Source organism: uncultured Chitinophaga sp. (genome assembly GCF_937874145.1).
Taxonomy (GTDB): domain Bacteria; phylum Bacteroidota; class Bacteroidia; order Chitinophagales; family Chitinophagaceae; genus Chitinophaga.
Map to the genome: position 1 here is coordinate 18,019 of NZ_CALNBI010000206.1, position 15,999 is coordinate 34,017.

At 51.5% G+C, this 15,999-nt stretch carries 14 protein-coding genes; 6 read left to right on the top strand and 8 right to left on the bottom strand.

The features are described from left to right. Window positions 1-286: 286 nt before the first annotated feature. Together Q0510_RS09650 and Q0510_RS09655 are read left to right on the top strand one after the other, a co-directional pair. Window positions 287-2,266 carry a HAMP domain-containing sensor histidine kinase gene (locus Q0510_RS09650; RefSeq protein WP_298710456.1) on the top strand — a complete coding sequence of 660 codons (1,980 nt, stop codon included), beginning with the start codon at window positions 287-289 and terminating at the stop codon, window positions 2,264-2,266. A 510-nt stretch (window positions 2,267-2,776) separates the two neighbouring features. Next, window positions 2,777-3,424 carry a hypothetical protein gene (locus Q0510_RS09655; protein WP_298710458.1) on the top strand — a complete coding sequence of 216 codons (648 nt, stop codon included), beginning with the start codon at window positions 2,777-2,779 and terminating at the stop codon, window positions 3,422-3,424. 1,716 nt (window positions 3,425-5,140) lie between these two features. Here the strand turns inward: Q0510_RS09655 and Q0510_RS09660 are convergent. From Q0510_RS09660 to Q0510_RS09690, 7 genes are all read right to left on the bottom strand, one after another. After that, window positions 5,141-5,671: a hypothetical protein gene (locus Q0510_RS09660; protein ID WP_298710460.1), complete on the bottom strand. Its 531-nt coding sequence runs from the start codon at window positions 5,669-5,671 to the stop codon at window positions 5,141-5,143. A gap of 148 nt (window positions 5,672-5,819) precedes the next feature. Next, a complete protein-coding gene (pyrH, locus tag Q0510_RS09665) occupies window positions 5,820-6,533 on the bottom strand; it encodes a UMP kinase (RefSeq protein WP_298710462.1) in 714 nt (237 codons plus the stop codon). A gap of 134 nt (window positions 6,534-6,667) precedes the next feature. Continuing rightward, window positions 6,668-7,492, bottom strand: coding sequence for a translation elongation factor Ts (gene tsf, locus Q0510_RS09670; RefSeq protein ID WP_298710464.1), 825 nt, complete (start codon window positions 7,490-7,492; stop codon window positions 6,668-6,670). Window positions 7,493-7,617: 125 nt separating this feature from the next. Continuing rightward, a complete protein-coding gene (gene rpsB / locus Q0510_RS09675) occupies window positions 7,618-8,652 on the bottom strand; it encodes a 30S ribosomal protein S2 (RefSeq protein ID WP_298710466.1) in 1,035 nt (344 codons plus the stop codon). Window positions 8,653-8,655: 3 nt separating this feature from the next. Beyond that, entirely contained in the window at window positions 8,656-9,045 is a 390-nt protein-coding gene (gene rpsI / locus Q0510_RS09680; protein ID WP_298710469.1) for a 30S ribosomal protein S9, read from the bottom strand. Between the two features lie 13 nt (window positions 9,046-9,058). Continuing rightward, window positions 9,059-9,502, bottom strand: coding sequence for a 50S ribosomal protein L13 (gene rplM / locus Q0510_RS09685; RefSeq protein WP_298710471.1), 444 nt, complete (start codon window positions 9,500-9,502; stop codon window positions 9,059-9,061). Window positions 9,503-9,748: 246 nt separating this feature from the next. Continuing rightward, entirely contained in the window at window positions 9,749-10,423 is a 675-nt protein-coding gene (locus Q0510_RS09690; protein WP_298710473.1) for a zinc metallopeptidase, read from the bottom strand. Window positions 10,424-10,976: 553 nt separating this feature from the next. Here Q0510_RS09690 and radA point away from each other — a divergent pair. After that, a complete protein-coding gene (radA, locus tag Q0510_RS09695; RefSeq protein WP_298710475.1) occupies window positions 10,977-12,344 on the top strand; it encodes a DNA repair protein RadA in 1,368 nt (455 codons plus the stop codon). A 41-nt stretch (window positions 12,345-12,385) separates the two neighbouring features. Beyond that, window positions 12,386-13,075, top strand: coding sequence for a ComF family protein (locus Q0510_RS09700; RefSeq protein WP_298710477.1), 690 nt, complete (start codon window positions 12,386-12,388; stop codon window positions 13,073-13,075). Between the two features lie 197 nt (window positions 13,076-13,272). Here Q0510_RS09700 and Q0510_RS09705 read toward each other — a convergent pair whose 3' ends face one another. Next, on the bottom strand, window positions 13,273-13,461 hold the full coding sequence (locus Q0510_RS09705; RefSeq protein WP_298710479.1) for a hypothetical protein: 189 nt from the start codon (window positions 13,459-13,461) through the stop codon (window positions 13,273-13,275). 452 nt (window positions 13,462-13,913) lie between these two features. On the opposite strand from Q0510_RS09705, the gene Q0510_RS09710 reads away from it, so the two are divergent. Both Q0510_RS09710 and Q0510_RS09715 read left to right on the top strand, forming a co-directional pair. Beyond that, window positions 13,914-14,930 (top strand): homocysteine S-methyltransferase family protein, encoded by a 1,017-nt coding sequence (locus Q0510_RS09710; RefSeq protein WP_298710482.1) that lies wholly within the window; start codon window positions 13,914-13,916, stop codon window positions 14,928-14,930. An 18-nt stretch (window positions 14,931-14,948) separates the two neighbouring features. Continuing rightward, the coding region (locus Q0510_RS09715; RefSeq protein ID WP_298710484.1) for a dihydropteroate synthase at window positions 14,949-15,999 on the top strand (1,051 nt) is incomplete at its 3' end.

Here is a 15,999-nt window from a genome sequence, read left to right on the forward strand (position 1 = left end):
TTCTCTCTACGCCGGCGGCGGCAGGTAAACATCGGGCGGGGAAACGCTTGGTCCGTTAACGGTCGTAAATTACATTACTGCAATCGATCGACGATCGTTCATTTCTGTTCATTTTGAATACCGCTCGTTAGGTTTCTGTTCATTTTTTGAACAAGGAAGTGTTAGCAAACGATTAACATGAAAATTGGTGGGCTTACCACATATTGAAAGTGCCGGATTTTGCGTAAATTATATATAAGCAGCGCCATGTTACCGGCCGGACCCCAGTCCGGAAACACACAGCAATATGACCAGCCACGCCCCGTTCCCTCCATCAACCCCCAACCGGCCCTCCGCTAAGGGCATGGCCCTCCTTTTTTGCCTCCTCCTGGCTCCCCTCTTCGCCGCCGCACAGCAATCCCTCATCCTTCAACAGAAAAAAGAACTCGCACACGCGGCAGACAGCAACCTGTATGCAGACAGGCTCAATAACATCAGCTCCCTCTACCTGGTAACGCATCTCGACAGCTGCCTGCACTACGCCGAAAGCGCCCGCGACCTGTCGCGCCGCATCCATTACCCCAAAGGCCTGGCAGACGCCAGCGTGAACCTGGGCGCATGTTTCACCTTCCAGAACAATTCCGCCGTCGCCCACCGCCTCTATCTCGAAGCCCTCAGCCTTTACGGCACCCTCGGCGATTCGGCAGGCATCTGCACGGCTCTCTACTGCATCGGCGGTTATTATCATTACGAAGGCAACGCAACCCAGGCCCGCGGGTACATGGAATCGGCCATGGGCGTAGGCAGCAGGCTGCTCAAGGATTCCGTCTGGTCCACCATGCTCGCCAACTATTACATCGTCTTTAACAACGATCCCGCCAAAGCCGACTCCGCGCGCTGGGCGCTGCACAAAGCACGCGATATCGCCATCCGCTATCACGACGACCGCATGATCACTTACACAGGGCTCTTTCTCGCACATGAGAAAGTCGGGGAGAATAAACTGGACCTGGCCATGGAACAGCTCCGCATGCTCACCGCCCACGCCGCCGCCGAAAAAATGCATTACCTCGATCTCTACGGAAACGCCCAAATGGTGATCTATACCGCCTACCTCAACGACCCGGACTCCATCAAATACCGCCAGCGCATGCTGGAGGCCGCCACGGCCGGAGGGTACAGGAAACTGATGATCAAACCGGTCGTCGACCTCTACGAGTATTACAAAAAGAACGATCCCGCCGTGGCGTTGCGCTATGCCGATATTCTCCAGGAAATCGCCATGCACCAGGAAAAACTCCGCTCGCGGCAGGAACAGAATTACATGGAATCCTTCCTGCGAGACCAGGAATTGAATAATTACCGGCTCGACCGGCAACTGCGGGAGCAGACTGAAACGTTTGACAGGATGGAGAGCCGCAACCGCGCCACCGTTATCGTTTTCCTGTTGGTTTGCGTGGCGCTGACGGGCCTGTTGCTGTACACCTGGTATCATGGAAAAACCGAAAACAGGAAGATCCGGAATCGCGTGGTTGGTGTAAACAGACTGGTCACGGAAAAGAACCAGCTGTTGCACCGGCATGATGATTTCAAGAATAAACTGCTGACCATACTGGCGCATGATTTCCGGACGCCATTAAGCCACATTATCAATGTGGCGGAGCTTTTCAGCAAGAAAGACCTGACGCCCGCGCAATACGAGGAAATCGCAAACACGATTGCGGCCATGGCTAAAGACACGCTGAAGCTTTTTGAAACCGTGCTGAGCTGGATACGGTCGCAGTTATCGGGATTCGATTACAATCCGGTGCCGCATTCGCTCGCCGCGCTGTGGGATGAGGTACTGGAGCTGTATGACGCCGATATTCAGGCGAAAGGCCTGCGGCTGGAAGTGCTGATCCCGGAGGGTTTGAAGATCAGGGGCGACAGGGAGATGTTGCAATTCGTGCATCGCAATCTCATGCATAATGCGATTAAATTCTCGCTCAAGGCCAGTGCGGTGAGCATCCGGGCCACACGCGATAAGGAACGTGCTGTCATTTCCGTTACAAATGGCGGTGCCGGTATTTCGGAGGTGGAGATCTATCACATATTCGAATACAAAGTGCCGGGCAAATATGTAAGAGAAGGCATAAGGGGAGCGGGTTTGGCGTTGATTATCTGTAAAGATTTCATCGAGAAAATGGAAGGTTCCATTACCGTTCACAGCGATGGAAGGTCTTATACCACCTTCGAGTACACATTGATGTTGGAGAATGATGGTATTAATACCATCACCATAAATTGAATAAAATGAACGGAGCTTTTTTCAAGTAAGCCCCCTAAATTGCACTCATTGTTTGACACGCCGAATGTCAAGGTGATTATAAGAGTATCAATTTGAGAGTGTGGGCACGAAGACGTTAGTGTGTTAGCCCCTGGGGAAATGAATCCGGCAAATAGGCCGGTCCCGATCAAACAACAAGGCTTTTCAAATCAAACAGTGGCCTGTACAGGCTGCCAGCACGTAGTGTGCCCACAGGAAGCGGGGCGCCTGCGCATCCGGCAGAGGAAAGCCATGCCGCTGAATGATGCAAATATGTTTGTTATTCTTAGACATTTTAAAATAAATGCATGATGTATAGAATGAAGAAGATCCGCCTTTCACCAGTTGATTTGTTATCCCGATGAGGTGCACGGGAACTGTGTGGCAGAGGCAAATGTCTTTGCCGCACAGCCGGCGCCGGGCGCGCGGAGAAAGCTGGAGAAATGCCGTGTTTACAGACTTCGTATTTTTTAACAAAACCCCATACATATTATGGCACTACAAAGCCCTGGTACTGCAGGTAAGCTGACATTGATTACTGCCTGCAGCCTCAAGAAATCTTTACTGAGTGAAGACGTCCACAAGCGTTTTGTGCTGGAGAGCTTGTCTTTTATGGTGGCCCAGGAACGTATCTGGTTGTTTGGCTACTTATTGATGGATGGAGAATTCCACGTTATGTGCCGGCAACGGCCGCTATGGGAAGGCAAGAACGCCCGCCAGCACATACTGCGGTATGTTTCAAAAATGATTAAGTACAATATCAGGAAGCGAAATCCGGACGAGCTGGAGATACACCGGAGCAAGCTGAAGGACCGGATTTACCAGTTCTGGGCTAAGGAAAAGATCCGTATCGAGATAAAGAACCAGGAAACGGCGATCAAAATGTTGAAAGCCATGCATGAAATGCCTTATCGTTCGGAGCTCTGCGGTGAACATGAAGCTTACCGGTATTCCAGCGCGTGGTTTTATGGCAGCGGAGAACCTCCGGAAGGCATACCGGTACCGCGCCTCACCAGCATTGAGGAGGCATTTCCCAACGGTTACGTAGCCCCGGAAGAGAAGGAAAAGAAATTGCCGCGGATAGTTATTAAAGGACCAACCTGGTTCCGCCGCCGTCCCTGGGAAGAAGGCCCTAAATAATTTTTACAATTGGCATGGAAGCCCTGCGCACTCACTCGTTTGCGAAAGTAAACGGGAACGGGTAAGCTTTACACGTAACCAGGCTGCGGAGAAGATTGCATGTTTACGGGAGTTCTCCCATTCGTTTGAATATTCCAGCGTTTATGGGAATGCTATGCAGGCAGGCGCGATCGCACATTCACTCGACTGTTCATGCAGCGGGATTGGGAAAGCCATGCCGGATTGGAATGTATACGATTGTAACAAACAAGGGCATTACGGATGCGACCATTTGAAAGGCTATCAACGAGGTGAGGATTCTTCCTCAGGCCTCAGATTTATAACATGCTCCGGGAAGGGGGTACAACTACACCGCCATCGTGGTGATGATATATTGGCTGATCTGGAAGGTTGCAAGAATATTCAGGCCTTCCCCTGCAAGGGTGCTTGCACCATGGAAGGGAAGGAATTGACGGATTATTAACGGGTTTACATGTGGGTATTAGTGTCCCATGCGAATGGGTAATGGTATGGCCTGGAGATTCTTCTCCGGGCAACTCTCCCGAAAACCCGGATATAAGTTCTTTGAAAGGAGGTAACCTGCAAGGGTTAGAAAGTTATTATATGGTGTATGTCTGATTATTGCAGTTATACTGTAACAGAAATACCTGCCAGGGGATTCTTCTCCAGGCAGTTCATTGATACTGTCAACAAACGAATTTGAAACCTGGTTAGGATAGGTCAAATACATACATTTTCCATATTACCGGTCTGGGGATTCCTCCCCGGGCTCATTTCACAAGCAAATCAACCGAGGGTAGATTTTTACGGGGTTGTAGAATCTCATCGGTTAACGCAAAATGATGCCAGGGGAGTCTTCCCCGGCAATTCTATTGTATTGGCTCCGGGCATGTTGGACTGAAAACACGACACTTTGCAATCCACAACGCAAATGCCGGACAATTTGAAGGCCAGGGGAGTCTTCCCCGGGCGGTTTATGATCCTGGCCGGAAAGCATGGTGGTGCGCAGTAACAACAGACTCACCTACATCATTGTGTGCAGGAGGCTGTTGCTGAATGCATGCAATACTGATTCTTTGACTTTTAAAAGATCCCCGGAGATTCTTCTCCGGGTTAGGCATTCGTCAGGCGAAGAGGACAAGAACGGGGAATGATAATCCGATGTCGAAAAAACGCAGGCCAGATGGTCGCTTAACATATTCTGATTCACTCGTTTGGATGATGCGAAAGGCCTTGGGAGTCTTCCCGGGGCATATTCAGGTATTTGAAACTAAATGACAATAAAAATTGGACATCCGCGCGAGGCTCGTTCCAGGCAATACGTTTTTTCGTAGTAATCTTTTTTGTAAAGCATTGATTTCGTCCAATGGATATTTGGGCCCGGGGATTCCTCCCCGGGCAAGTTAAAGACAGGGTTGTCGCCAGGACATTTAAATTACTTTGCGCAAACATATCGGCGCGTCCGCACTAAAAGCTATTACAAACTGGGGTTAGACTTAAACTAGCAACTTCGGGCCGGGGATTCTTCCCCGGCCATTTTATTGCATGCGGCCGCAAAGAATACCGTTTTACAAGTAAAATAACCTACCCGCAAAGCGCTTTTTATTTAGTACAATGATTTATTGACCATGTGACAGGACCATAATGTTGCACAGTTTAATTGTCGAATGTTGAAATGCATGCCTGGGGAGTCTTCTCCTGGCTTTACACCATATGCTATAAAAGTTTTAATTCTAATGCAACAGTAAATGGACATAATGTTGAGGCCCGTGGATTCTTCCCCAGGCTAGAAGTTTTACACCCTGCGTAAAACCATGATTGTCGGGTGGGATATGGTATTCGCCAGGTTATCCGGAGGATGGCTTTTCTGCCCTCCAGTTTGTGCAGTAACGCATTGTTATAATAATGGACCGATGCATCGGGAACATCTTGTATAACCCGGGGAAGGGGCCCGGCCGGTGTGTTTGTGAGATTCGCACCAAAGGATTTTTCATAGGCATATCTGTTCATCCTGAATGTACGGCTGGCTTGCATTTGCTCGCTGCCTGTTTTCAAAACATGCATTGCTAATTCGATTGGCGGTGCCAAACATCCGGTTTGGGGCGCGCGATATTCAGTTGAAATTGAGCAACCTTGTTCATTTTGTTCATTCCGGGCACAAAGTGATGCCGGCTTGCCATTTTGAGGCAAAAAGTGCGCCGGGAATCGTTCCCGCAGGCTGTTCACAAAATGAACAATAATTGTCATGATATTACGCGCCTGAACAGACGCGTTGCAGGAATGAGGGGATTGCAAATTTGTAATGCCTCCCACAAAAAAAAGTGAGCCCTGAAGCTGCTGCTCCCTGGCTCACTTTTACTTCCCCGTAGCGCTGGGCCACGGCTTATATTTTTGGTTACCCTTTCACCAGGGTTCCAACGTTCCTGCCCATAATTACATGAAGCAGGTTGCCGGGCCTGTTCATGTCAAATACAATGATCGGCAGCTTATTCTCCTGGCAGAGCGTAAATGCCGTCATATCCATTACATTCAGGGATTTCTGGTATACTTCAGAGAAGGTAATCGATTCGTATTTGGTGGCACTCGGGTCCTTTTCAGGGTCCGCGGTGTAAATACCGTCTACACGGGTGCCTTTGAGGATCACGTCCGCCTGGATCTCAATCGCCCGGAGCGATGCGGCGGTATCCGTGGTAAAGTAGGGGTTCCCGGTACCGGCACCGAAAATCACGACACGCCCCTTTTCGAGGTGACGGATTGCCCGGCGGCGGATATAGGGTTCCGCGATTTGCTCCATTTTAATGGCCGATTGCAGGCGGGTATACATACCCACCTTCTCCAGGCCGCTCTGCATGGCCATACCGTTGATAACGGTAGCCAGCATGCCCATATAGTCGCCCTGCGCACGTTCGATCCCGGTTTCTGCTTCATTCATCCCCCGGTAGATATTCCCCCCGCCAATCACGATGGCCACCTGAACGCCAAGGTCGGTAACCGATTTGATATCGTGGGCATACTGGGAAATTACCTTCGGGTCAATTCCATAATTACTATCTCCCATCAGAGATTCACCACTCAGTTTGAGCAGGATTCGTTTGTACTTTGGCAACATGTCAACTATGATTATGAGTAATTCGCAGATTTTGTTAAATATACAAATCTGCCTCAAAATTATCCCCTGTTATCGTAAAGGCAAAAAAAAGGAGAGAAATTTTCATTCTCTCCTCTATATTTTGCTAAAAGCGATTAACCTAAAGCTACGCGTTTGAAGCTGGACACCTTCAGTTCTGCATCTACAGATTTCAGGTGGTCACCTACGGATTTGTTGCCGTCCTTAACGAAAGCCTGGCCCAGCAGGGTGCTTTCCTTCAGGAATTTGTTGATTTTGCCGGCAGCGATTTTCTCCGCCATTTCAGCAGGTTTGCCTTCGGCCTTGATTTGCTCAACAGCGATTTCTTTCTCGCGGGCAATGGTTTCGGGAGCGATACCGTCGGCATCGATAGCGATGGGGCTCATAGCCGCGATCTGCATAGCGATGTCTTTACCGGTTTCTTCGGAAACAGGCTTGCTGAAACCAACCAGTACGCCCATGCGGTAGTTACCGTGGATGTAAGCGGTTACGCTGGCTGCGTCCACTCTTTCGAAGCGGCTCAGGGTGATTTTCTCACCGATTTTCGCAACCTGGTCGTTTACCTTGTCGGCAACGGTAGCGCCGTCGAGGGGAGCTGCGTTCAGCTCTTCAACAGTCTGGGTATTGTTAGCCAGCGCCAGGTCGGCGATGGATTGGGCAAATTTCACGAAGTCTTCGTTCTTGGCCACAAAGTCGGTTTCGCAGCTCAGCAGCACCACCACACCGGCTTTATTGTCGGCGGTAGTTTTTGCGATTACAACGCCTTCTTTGGTTTCGCGGTCGGAGCGGAGAGCGGCTACTTTCTGGCCTTTCTTGCGCAGATAGTCTACTGCTTTTTCGAAATCGCCGTCAGTTTCCACGAGTGCTTTTCTGCAATCCATCATACCGGCTCCGGTTTGCTGACGCAGTTTATTTACATCAGCTGCTGTAATTGTTGCCATTGTATATAATTCGTTTATATGTTAACGTTTGATGAAATTCTCCTTAGGGAGATCTTATAACCGTGAATCGTGAACGATTTGGGTCATTCACGATTCACGGTATTATTTGTTGACTTAGTCAGAGATTATCTGCCAGGACCGGGTCTGCCTGCACCGGAGGGGCGGAATCCGCCACCGCCGCCAGGACGATTACCGCCGGAGCGACCGCCGCCACCACCGGGACGGTTACCGCCGCCGCTGCGACCACCACCGCCACCAGGACGGCTGTTGTTACCGCCACGACCGCCGGGGCCACCAGGACCGCGTTGACCGCCGGGACCACCAGGTCTGCGACCTCTTTCACCGCGCTCGTCGCCACCTTCCAGTTCGAACTTGCGAACTTTGTTGTCGGCTTCTTCTTCTTCAACCTCGTCAGTTTTTTCAACGGCGCGCTCAGCCAGGCCTTCTGCGATAGCTGCAGCGATGTAGCTAACGATGATGGCGATGGATTTGGTTGCGTCGTCGTTCGCGGGGATAGCGAAGTCAACCTTGGTGGGGTCGGAGTTGGTGTCCACCATACCGAAGGTAGAGATGCCGAGGCGTTTTGCTTCAGCCAGTGCGATGTGCTCGTGGCTGATATCTACGATGAACAGGGCAGCCGGAACACGTGCCAGTTGAGCGATACCGCCCAGCACTTTTTCCATTTTGTCCTTATCGCGGGAGAGCGTGAGGCGCTCTTTCTTGGTAATGTTGTCGAAAGTGCCGTCGGCCAGCATTTTCTCGATGCTCTGCATCTTCTTCACGCTCTTGCGGATCGTGGCGAAGTTGGTGAGCATACCACCGAGCCAGCGCTCAGTTACATAAGGCATGTTCACGCGCTTTGCAGCTTCGGCAACGATTTCTTTCGCCTGCTTCTTGGTAGCAACGAACATGATCTTTTTACCGCTTTTGGCGATGGATTTCAGCGCAGCGGCTGTCTCCTGCAGACCTTCAACGGTTTTGTTCAGGTCGATGATGTGAATACCTTTCTTCTCAGCGAAGATATAAGGCAGCATCTTGGGGTTCCACTTCTTCTTCAGGTGACCGAAGTGTACACCGGCTTCCAGTAACTGCTGCTGTAATGAAGTATTATTTTCCATGTTGTTTTTGTCGAATTGATGGTCAAGAATTGAATGATACAATCATTAACGTTTAGAGAACTGGAAGCTTCTTCTAGCTTTAGCTTTACCGGGTTTCTTACGTTCAACTGCTCTCGGGTCGCGTTTCAGCAGGCCTGCAGCTTTCAGGGCAGGGCGGAACTCGGGGTTGATCTCGCACAGTGCGCGGGCGATGCCCAGTTTCACAGCTTCAGCCTGACCTTTGATACCACCACCTTGTGCATTCACCTTAACATCGAACTTGTCCAGCGCGTCAATGGTCTTGAAAGGCGCTTCTACCTGGTTCTGCAGGTAGATCAGCGCGAAATATGTTTTATAATCTTTGTCGTTCACCAGGATGGTGCCGGTACCTTTGCTCACATATACGCGGGCAACTGCTTCCTTACGACGGCCGATAGTATTTTTTTGTTTTTCCATTATTCAGGCGATATTAGAAAGTTAAAGACTTCGGTTGCTGAGCGGCATGCGGATGCTCGGCACCGGCGTAAACGAAGAGTTTTTTGTACATGGCACGACCCAGGCGGTTCTTCGGCAGCATACCTTTTACAGCACGCTCGATCACCACTTCCGGACGGCGTTTCAGCAGGTCCTTAGCGATCTCGCCTTTCTGGCCGCCGGGATAACCCGAGTACGTCAGGTATTCCTTGTCGTTCATCTTGTTACCTGTAAATACAACCTTCTCAGCGTTGATCACGATGATGTTATCCCCGCAATCGGTATGAGGAGTGTAGTAAGGCTTGTTCTTGCCCCGCAGGATTGCAGCGATCCTGGCGCTCATTCTGCCCACAGTCTGATTGGTAGCATCAATTACATACCAGTCACGCTTTACGTAAGCGTCGTTAGCAGATTTTGTTTTGAAACTTAAAGTATTCATTGCTTATTGATAATAAAAATTAAAGTCTCCCCCATTACAGGGAGTGCAAAGCTAAGTTGATATTTGATAATAACCAGCAAATGGGAAGGCTTTTTTTGGAAGGGGTGTTGTAAGTTGTTGATATTCAATAAAGAATTTGTATCATTGATTTAATCGACCAACTTTTCCCTTGATTTTCAAGCGTTTCAGGGCAGCAAAAAGGACCGGTTGCCCGGCCCTTCTGCTATTGCTGTTATGTCTTTCCGATTAATCCCGGCGGGTTGCGCCCAGATATATCATTACATATTGTAATAAGATCACTACGGAAGATACCGCCGCTACCACGTAGGTCATCGCCGCCCACCAGAGCGCGTCTTTCGCCTGGTCGTGCTCCTTCTTATAAGTAATACCCGCCGTATCCAGCCAGGCCAGGGCCCGTTTGGACGCGTCGAACTCCACCGGGAGCGTCACAACCGAGAACAGGGTGGTCACCGCGAAGAGCCCGATACCCACCAGCAGGAGGTTAGGGAACATCTGGACGAGCAAAATACCCGCGATCAGCACGATCTGCACCAGGTAAGAGCTCACCTGCACCGCCGGTACCATTTTGGACCGGAACTGGAGCCAGGGGTAAGCGGTTGCGTGCTGCACGGCGTGCCCGCATTCGTGGGCAGCCACCGCCGCAGCGGCCACAGACGCGGAGTTGTACACGTCCGGACTGAGGTTTACGGTCTTATTTGCCGGGTTATAGTGGTCGCTGAGGAAGCCTTCGGAGGATAAAACCTTAACATCGTGGATGCCATTGTCGCGGAGCATCTTTTCCGCGATCTCCCTCCCGGTCAGCCCCGACGATGTCGGAACCTCGCTGTACTGCTTGAACTTGCTCCGCAAGCGCCAGCTGACCAAAGCACTGATCCCTACGAAAATGAGGGAAATTATCATGATTGATGGTGTCATCTGAGTCCTGGTTTGTTTTAATGCTGTTAGTGTAAATGTACTGATTTCCTATCAAATCCCCGGCCAGTCGGTCCGCTGGCAGCCTGCCGGCCTAAAGGTGGATGAAATTGTCCGGATTTGCCCTTTTTCCGAAATTTAACACTGACAGTTTGGCGCAAAAACGGGTAATTTCTCCGATTTCCGGAGCTCATATGCAAATTTATTAATATTCATAATATATTCAAAAAATCATATGTATTTATCCGCTTTAGCGTCCCTCGCTATCAAGGTTTTACGAATGTTGCCCGAAAATGAACTGCAAGCGAAATAGGCACCAATAGGGGGTTCCAGCCCACAGACTGCCAAAAGAATTAACACTTTAAAAGTTATCAACATCCATTAAATAAACTTTTTTATTCTCATCTCATTTAGTAATTTAGTCCTGAATTTAATGGGTTAGTAAGTAGAAAGAGTCAGCGGAATCTTCCGTTGGCTCTTTTCTCATTTTTGCGGAGATCCAATTTTCCCACACCAATTTTTTTTGCCTTTATTTTGTTCCATGAGCAAAATCAAAACAGCTTTTTTTTGTCAGAACTGCGGATATGAATCAGCGAAATGGACCGGAAAATGTCCTGCGTGTAATCAATGGAACACGTTCGTCGAAGAAAAGGTGCAAAAAGAATTGCCGTTGCGCCAGCAAGGTTGGAAATCGGAAGATGCGCGGCTGCCGAAAACGATACATCTCACCGATGTGGAAACGATGGAAGAAAAGCGATTGCTCACGCCCGACAACGAACTCAACCGCGTACTCGGCGGCGGCATCGTAGCCGGCTCGCTCGTGCTCGTCGGCGGTGAGCCCGGCATCGGGAAATCCACGCTGTTCCTGCAAAGCGCACTCTTACTTAAAGGTGTGCGCACGCTGTACGTCAGCGGCGAAGAAAGCGAACAGCAGATCAAAATGCGGGCCGACAGGCTGCAGATTCAAAACGAAGAATTTTACCTGCTGACGGAAACCTCCACGCAAACGATCTTCCAGGAAATCAAAAAGCTCGAACCACAACTGGTTATCATCGACTCCATTCAAACACTGCAATCTCCCCTGATCGAATCCGCGCCCGGAAGCGTTTCGCAAATCCGCGAAACAGCCGCCGAAATGCAACGGTTCGCCAAGGAAACCAATACACCCGTTTTCCTCATCGGGCACATTACAAAAGACGGCTCCATCGCCGGACCGAAAATCCTCGAACACATCGTTGACACCGTGCTCCAGTTCGAGGGCGACCAGCATTATATGTACCGCATCCTCCGCACCATCAAGAACCGCTTCGGCTCCACCGCCGAGCTGGGTATTTATGAAATGACCGGCGCCGGCCTGCGGCAGGTGAGCAACCCGTCAGAAATCCTCATCTCCCAGCGCGACGATATGCTCAGCGGCGTTGCCATCGCCGCCACCATCGAAGGGCTCCGGCCCATGCTCGTGGAAGTGCAGGCGCTGGTCACGCAGTCCGTTTACGGCACCCCGCAGCGCACGGCCACCGGCTTCGACCTGCGGCGCCTCCAGCTCCTGCTCGCCGTGCTCGAAAAACGCGGCGGCTTCCACTTCGGCGTAAAAGATGTATTCCTCAACATCGCGGGAGGACTGCGCGTTGAGGATCCGTCTATCGACCTGGCGGTGCTGTGCGCCCTGCTGTCGTCGTACGAAGATGTGGGCATCTCCCATAAAGTCTGCTTCGCGGGCGAAGTGGGCCTCAGCGGCGAGATCCGGGCGGTGAACCGTATCGAACAGCGCATTGCGGAGGCGGAAAAACTCGGATTCGAAAAAATATTCATCTCCCGGTATAATAAGAAAGGCCTCGATTTCAGTAAGATGAACATCGAAGTGGTGCCGCTCGGGCGGGTGGACGAAGTGTACCGGTTGCTTTTCTGACCGGGGGCTTTGCCGTATTGTTAACCCAAAACTCCCTTCTTATGCTGCATGCGCTTTTGCATCTGCTTTATCCTCACGCCTGCGAGCTGTGCGGGCGCGATCTTTCATCTTCCGAACGGCTGTTGTGCGTCCGTTGTTCGCTACGGTTGCCGGCGTCGGGCTTTCATTCGATCAGGGGCAACCCGGTGGAGAAAGCGCTGGAAGGCCGTGTGCCGCTGGCGTTTGCCTCGGCCGGATTCGTTTTCGGCCGGCAGTCGGGGTTGCAGTCGCTGATCCATTTGTTTAAATACGGCGGCCGCCGCGATGTGGCGGTGCACCTGGGCCGGCAGCTGGGTTTGCAGTTGCGGGAGCACCCGGCAGGAGGAGCCTGGAGCGGCTTATTGCCCGTGCCGCTGCACCCCGCGCGGCTGCGAACGCGCGGGTATAACCAGGCGGAAGCGCTGGCGGAAGGGATAGCGTCGGTACCGGGCTTGCCAAAAGTGGTAAAGGGACTGGTGCGCAAAGAAGCGGCAGGTGGATCGCAAACGAAGCGGTCGCGGGTGGACCGCTGGGAGAATGTGGCCTCCGGCTACTCCTGGAAAGGCGCATTGCCGGCGGCGGGGAGTCATTTGTTATTGATAGATGACGTGCTGACGACCGGCGCCACCATCGAAGCCTGCGGGCGCGCGGTGCTGGGGGCTTCTCCTCAAACTAAATTAAGCGTCTGCTGCCTGGCCTGGGCAGGCCGGTAAGTTTATTAGTAATGATGGGATATTCCCGGCTGTAAGCCGGGGCGGATTTTTGTTGCCTGCCGGTGAGCGAAATTAGATGTTGGTGGATGATTGATGTTTGGAGCAGGGGCAAAAAAATACAGGTGTTCGAAAACACCTGTCTCTGGTAACTATTCCACGTTATGAATACGCAATTGTTGCATTATGTCAACTACAGCTTAAGAGGATGATTTCTTCGCTTTGTGTTTTTCCTGGCGGAACTTACCCGGATTCTGCGCTGCAGATGCGTTCGGGTTCACGTACACGATCCTGAATCCTCCGCCGGAAGCGGTGCGCTCGGCTACAACCTGTTCAAGGCCCAGCTTTGCGAGATGCCGGCTAAGCTGCCGGATATCATTATTGTCCATTTTTCAAGAATTTTTCGGGTTGCTGAATATGTTTAGCGATGCGGGTTAAAGGCATCCACACATATATCCGCAACCTGCTGCCGGCCGGCAGTGGTAGGAGAACGCCCTGGGGCGGCTATCCGGTTCCGTTGTTCTTTCCAATAATAACATCGTCAATTCGTTTAATGGTTGGTCTCTGTTTCTGATTCCGTTGTATTACCCTACAAATATAGTAGACTAAATAGACTGTGCAAAATTATTTTTTGAAGGAGGGATGATGTGTTGTGTATTTATTTGTGATACAGCATGTTATGGTGGTTAAAATTTCTCATGGGGTGAATAGGGTGGCGCCTGAATGCATACTTTCATTTATTATGTAGGAGTTTTCTATCTTTGCAAATGCCCGACGGTGGATTTGTTTATTGTTCGGCCCCGGGTTTCATCTTTAAGTGTAACTAATAAACGTCATTGCCATGAAATCTTTGCAACAGTGCGCCGCAGAGCGCATCCTCATCATCGACGGTGCCATGGGCACCATGATCCAGCGATACAAATTACAGGAATCCGATTACCGTGGAGAGCGTTTCGCCAATCACCATTCAGATGTGAAAGGCAATAACGAACTGCTGTCCATCACAAGGCCCGATATCATCGAAGCCATCCATCGCGAATACCTGGAAGCTGGAGCAGACATTCTCGAAACCAATACCTTCAGCGCAACAGTGATCGCGCAGGCCGATTATGACCTGCAGCATCTCGCCGCTGAGATGAACACCGCATCGGTGAAGATCGCGCGGAAAGTGGTGGATGAGTACAATGCTGCCAATCCCGACAGACCCCGCTTCGTGGCGGGCGCCATCGGCCCCCTCAACAAAACGCTCTCCATCTCGCCCGACGTGAACAATCCGGGCTTCCGCTCCGTGACCTTCGACGAAGTGGTGGATGCGTATTACGACCAGATCAAGGCATTGACGGAAGCAGGCGCAGATATTCTGCTCATTGAAACGATCTTCGACACGCTGAACGCCAAAGGCGCCATTTTCGCGATCAAGAAATATTTCCGCGAGTCCGGCCGCCCGCAGCTGCCCGTAATGATCTCGGGTACCATCACCGACGCGTCGGGCCGTACTCTCAGCGGGCAAACCCTCGAAGCTTTCTACATTTCCGTCATGCATGCGAAACCCTTCTCCATCGGCCTCAACTGCGCCCTCGGCGGCAACCAGATGCGCCCGTATGTGGAAGAGCTCTCCCAGATCGCAAGCTGCTACGTTTCCTGCTACCCCAACGCCGGCCTCCCCAACACATTCGGGGAATACGACGAAACTCCGCACGAAACAGCCTGCATCCTGGAAGACTTCGCACGCGAAGGATTTGTAAATATCGTTGGTGGATGCTGCGGCACAACGCCCGACCACATCCGCCATATTGCTCAACATGTAAAGGACATCACCCCGCGGCCCCTCCCCGTCGTGGAAACCACTCTCGCTTAAGCCCGGGAGCATATCATCATGAGTACAACACATACGATCAAGCCGTTCCTGCGGCTCAGCGGCCTCGAACCGCTCGTCGTGAGGCCCGAAACCAACTTTTTAAACGTAGGTGAAAGAACCAACGTTACCGGCTCCAAAAAATTCGCAAGGCTCATCCGCGAAGGACTATACGAAGAAGCGCTCTCCGTTGCCCGCCAACAGGTGGAAAGCGGCGCGCAGATCATCGACGTGAACATGGACGACGCCCTCCTCGACGGCGAAAAAGCCATGACCACCTTCCTCAACCTCCTCGCTTCCGAGCCCGATATATCCCGCATCCCGGTGATGATCGATTCCAGCAAGTTCAGCGTAATCGAAGCCGGCCTGAAATGCCTCCAGGGAAAATGTATCGTTAACTCCATCTCCCTCAAGGAAGGGGAAGAAAAATTCATCGAACAGGCGATCATCTGCCAGAGCTACGGCGCATCCGTTGTGGTAATGGCCTTCGATGAAAACGGCCAGGCCGATACCCTCGAGAAACGCGTCACCATCTGCCAGCGCGCATACGATATCCTCGTGGACCGCGTAGGATTCGATCCGCAGGACATTATCTTCGATCCCAACATCTTCGCCATCGCCACCGGTATCGAAGAACATAATAACTACGCGGTAGACTTCATCGAAGCCTGCCGCCAGATCAAACAACGCATGCCGCTCGCCAAAATCAGCGGCGGCGTCAGCAACGTATCCTTCTCTTTCCGCGGCAACGACGTGATGCGCGAAGCCATGCACTCCGTATTCCTCTTCCACGCCATCCGCGCCGGCCTCGATATGGGCATCGTGAACGCCGGGATGATCCAGATCTATGACGAGATCACTCCCGAAATGCGCGAGCTCGTGGAAGACGCGATCCTCAACCGCAGGGAAGACGCTACGGAACGCCTCATCGCCTACGCCGAAACCGTGAAAGCGAAAGGGAAAGTGATCGAGAAGGATGAAACCTGGCGCAAAGGCACCGTGGAAGAAAGGCTCAGCCACGCCCTGGTGAACGGGATCACCGATTACATCGAAGCAGACACCGAAGAAGCCC

What these genes read in the sequence shown, in the direction of transcription:
- Q0510_RS09650 (WP_298710456.1), top strand. Translation starts at nt 287, where the DNA reads ATGACCAGCCACGCCCCGTTCCCTCCATCAACCCCCAACCGGCCCTCC.
- Q0510_RS09655 (WP_298710458.1), top strand. Translation starts at nt 2,777, where the DNA reads ATGGCACTACAAAGCCCTGGTACTGCAGGTAAGCTGACATTGATTACT.
- Q0510_RS09660 (WP_298710460.1), bottom strand. Translation starts at nt 5,671, where the DNA reads ATGACAATTATTGTTCATTTTGTGAACAGCCTGCGGGAACGATTCCCG.
- pyrH (WP_298710462.1), bottom strand. Translation starts at nt 6,533, where the DNA reads ATGTTGCCAAAGTACAAACGAATCCTGCTCAAACTGAGTGGTGAATCT.
- tsf (WP_298710464.1), bottom strand. Translation starts at nt 7,492, where the DNA reads ATGGCAACAATTACAGCAGCTGATGTAAATAAACTGCGTCAGCAAACC.
- rpsI (WP_298710469.1), bottom strand. Translation starts at nt 9,045, where the DNA reads ATGGAAAAACAAAAAAATACTATCGGCCGTCGTAAGGAAGCAGTTGCC.
- rplM (WP_298710471.1), bottom strand. Translation starts at nt 9,502, where the DNA reads ATGAATACTTTAAGTTTCAAAACAAAATCTGCTAACGACGCTTACGTA.
- Q0510_RS09690 (WP_298710473.1), bottom strand. Translation starts at nt 10,423, where the DNA reads ATGATAATTTCCCTCATTTTCGTAGGGATCAGTGCTTTGGTCAGCTGG.
- radA (WP_298710475.1), top strand. Translation starts at nt 10,977, where the DNA reads ATGAGCAAAATCAAAACAGCTTTTTTTTGTCAGAACTGCGGATATGAA.
- Q0510_RS09700 (WP_298710477.1), top strand. Translation starts at nt 12,386, where the DNA reads ATGCTGCATGCGCTTTTGCATCTGCTTTATCCTCACGCCTGCGAGCTG.
- Q0510_RS09705 (WP_298710479.1), bottom strand. Translation starts at nt 13,461, where the DNA reads ATGGACAATAATGATATCCGGCAGCTTAGCCGGCATCTCGCAAAGCTG.
- Q0510_RS09710 (WP_298710482.1), top strand. Translation starts at nt 13,914, where the DNA reads ATGAAATCTTTGCAACAGTGCGCCGCAGAGCGCATCCTCATCATCGAC.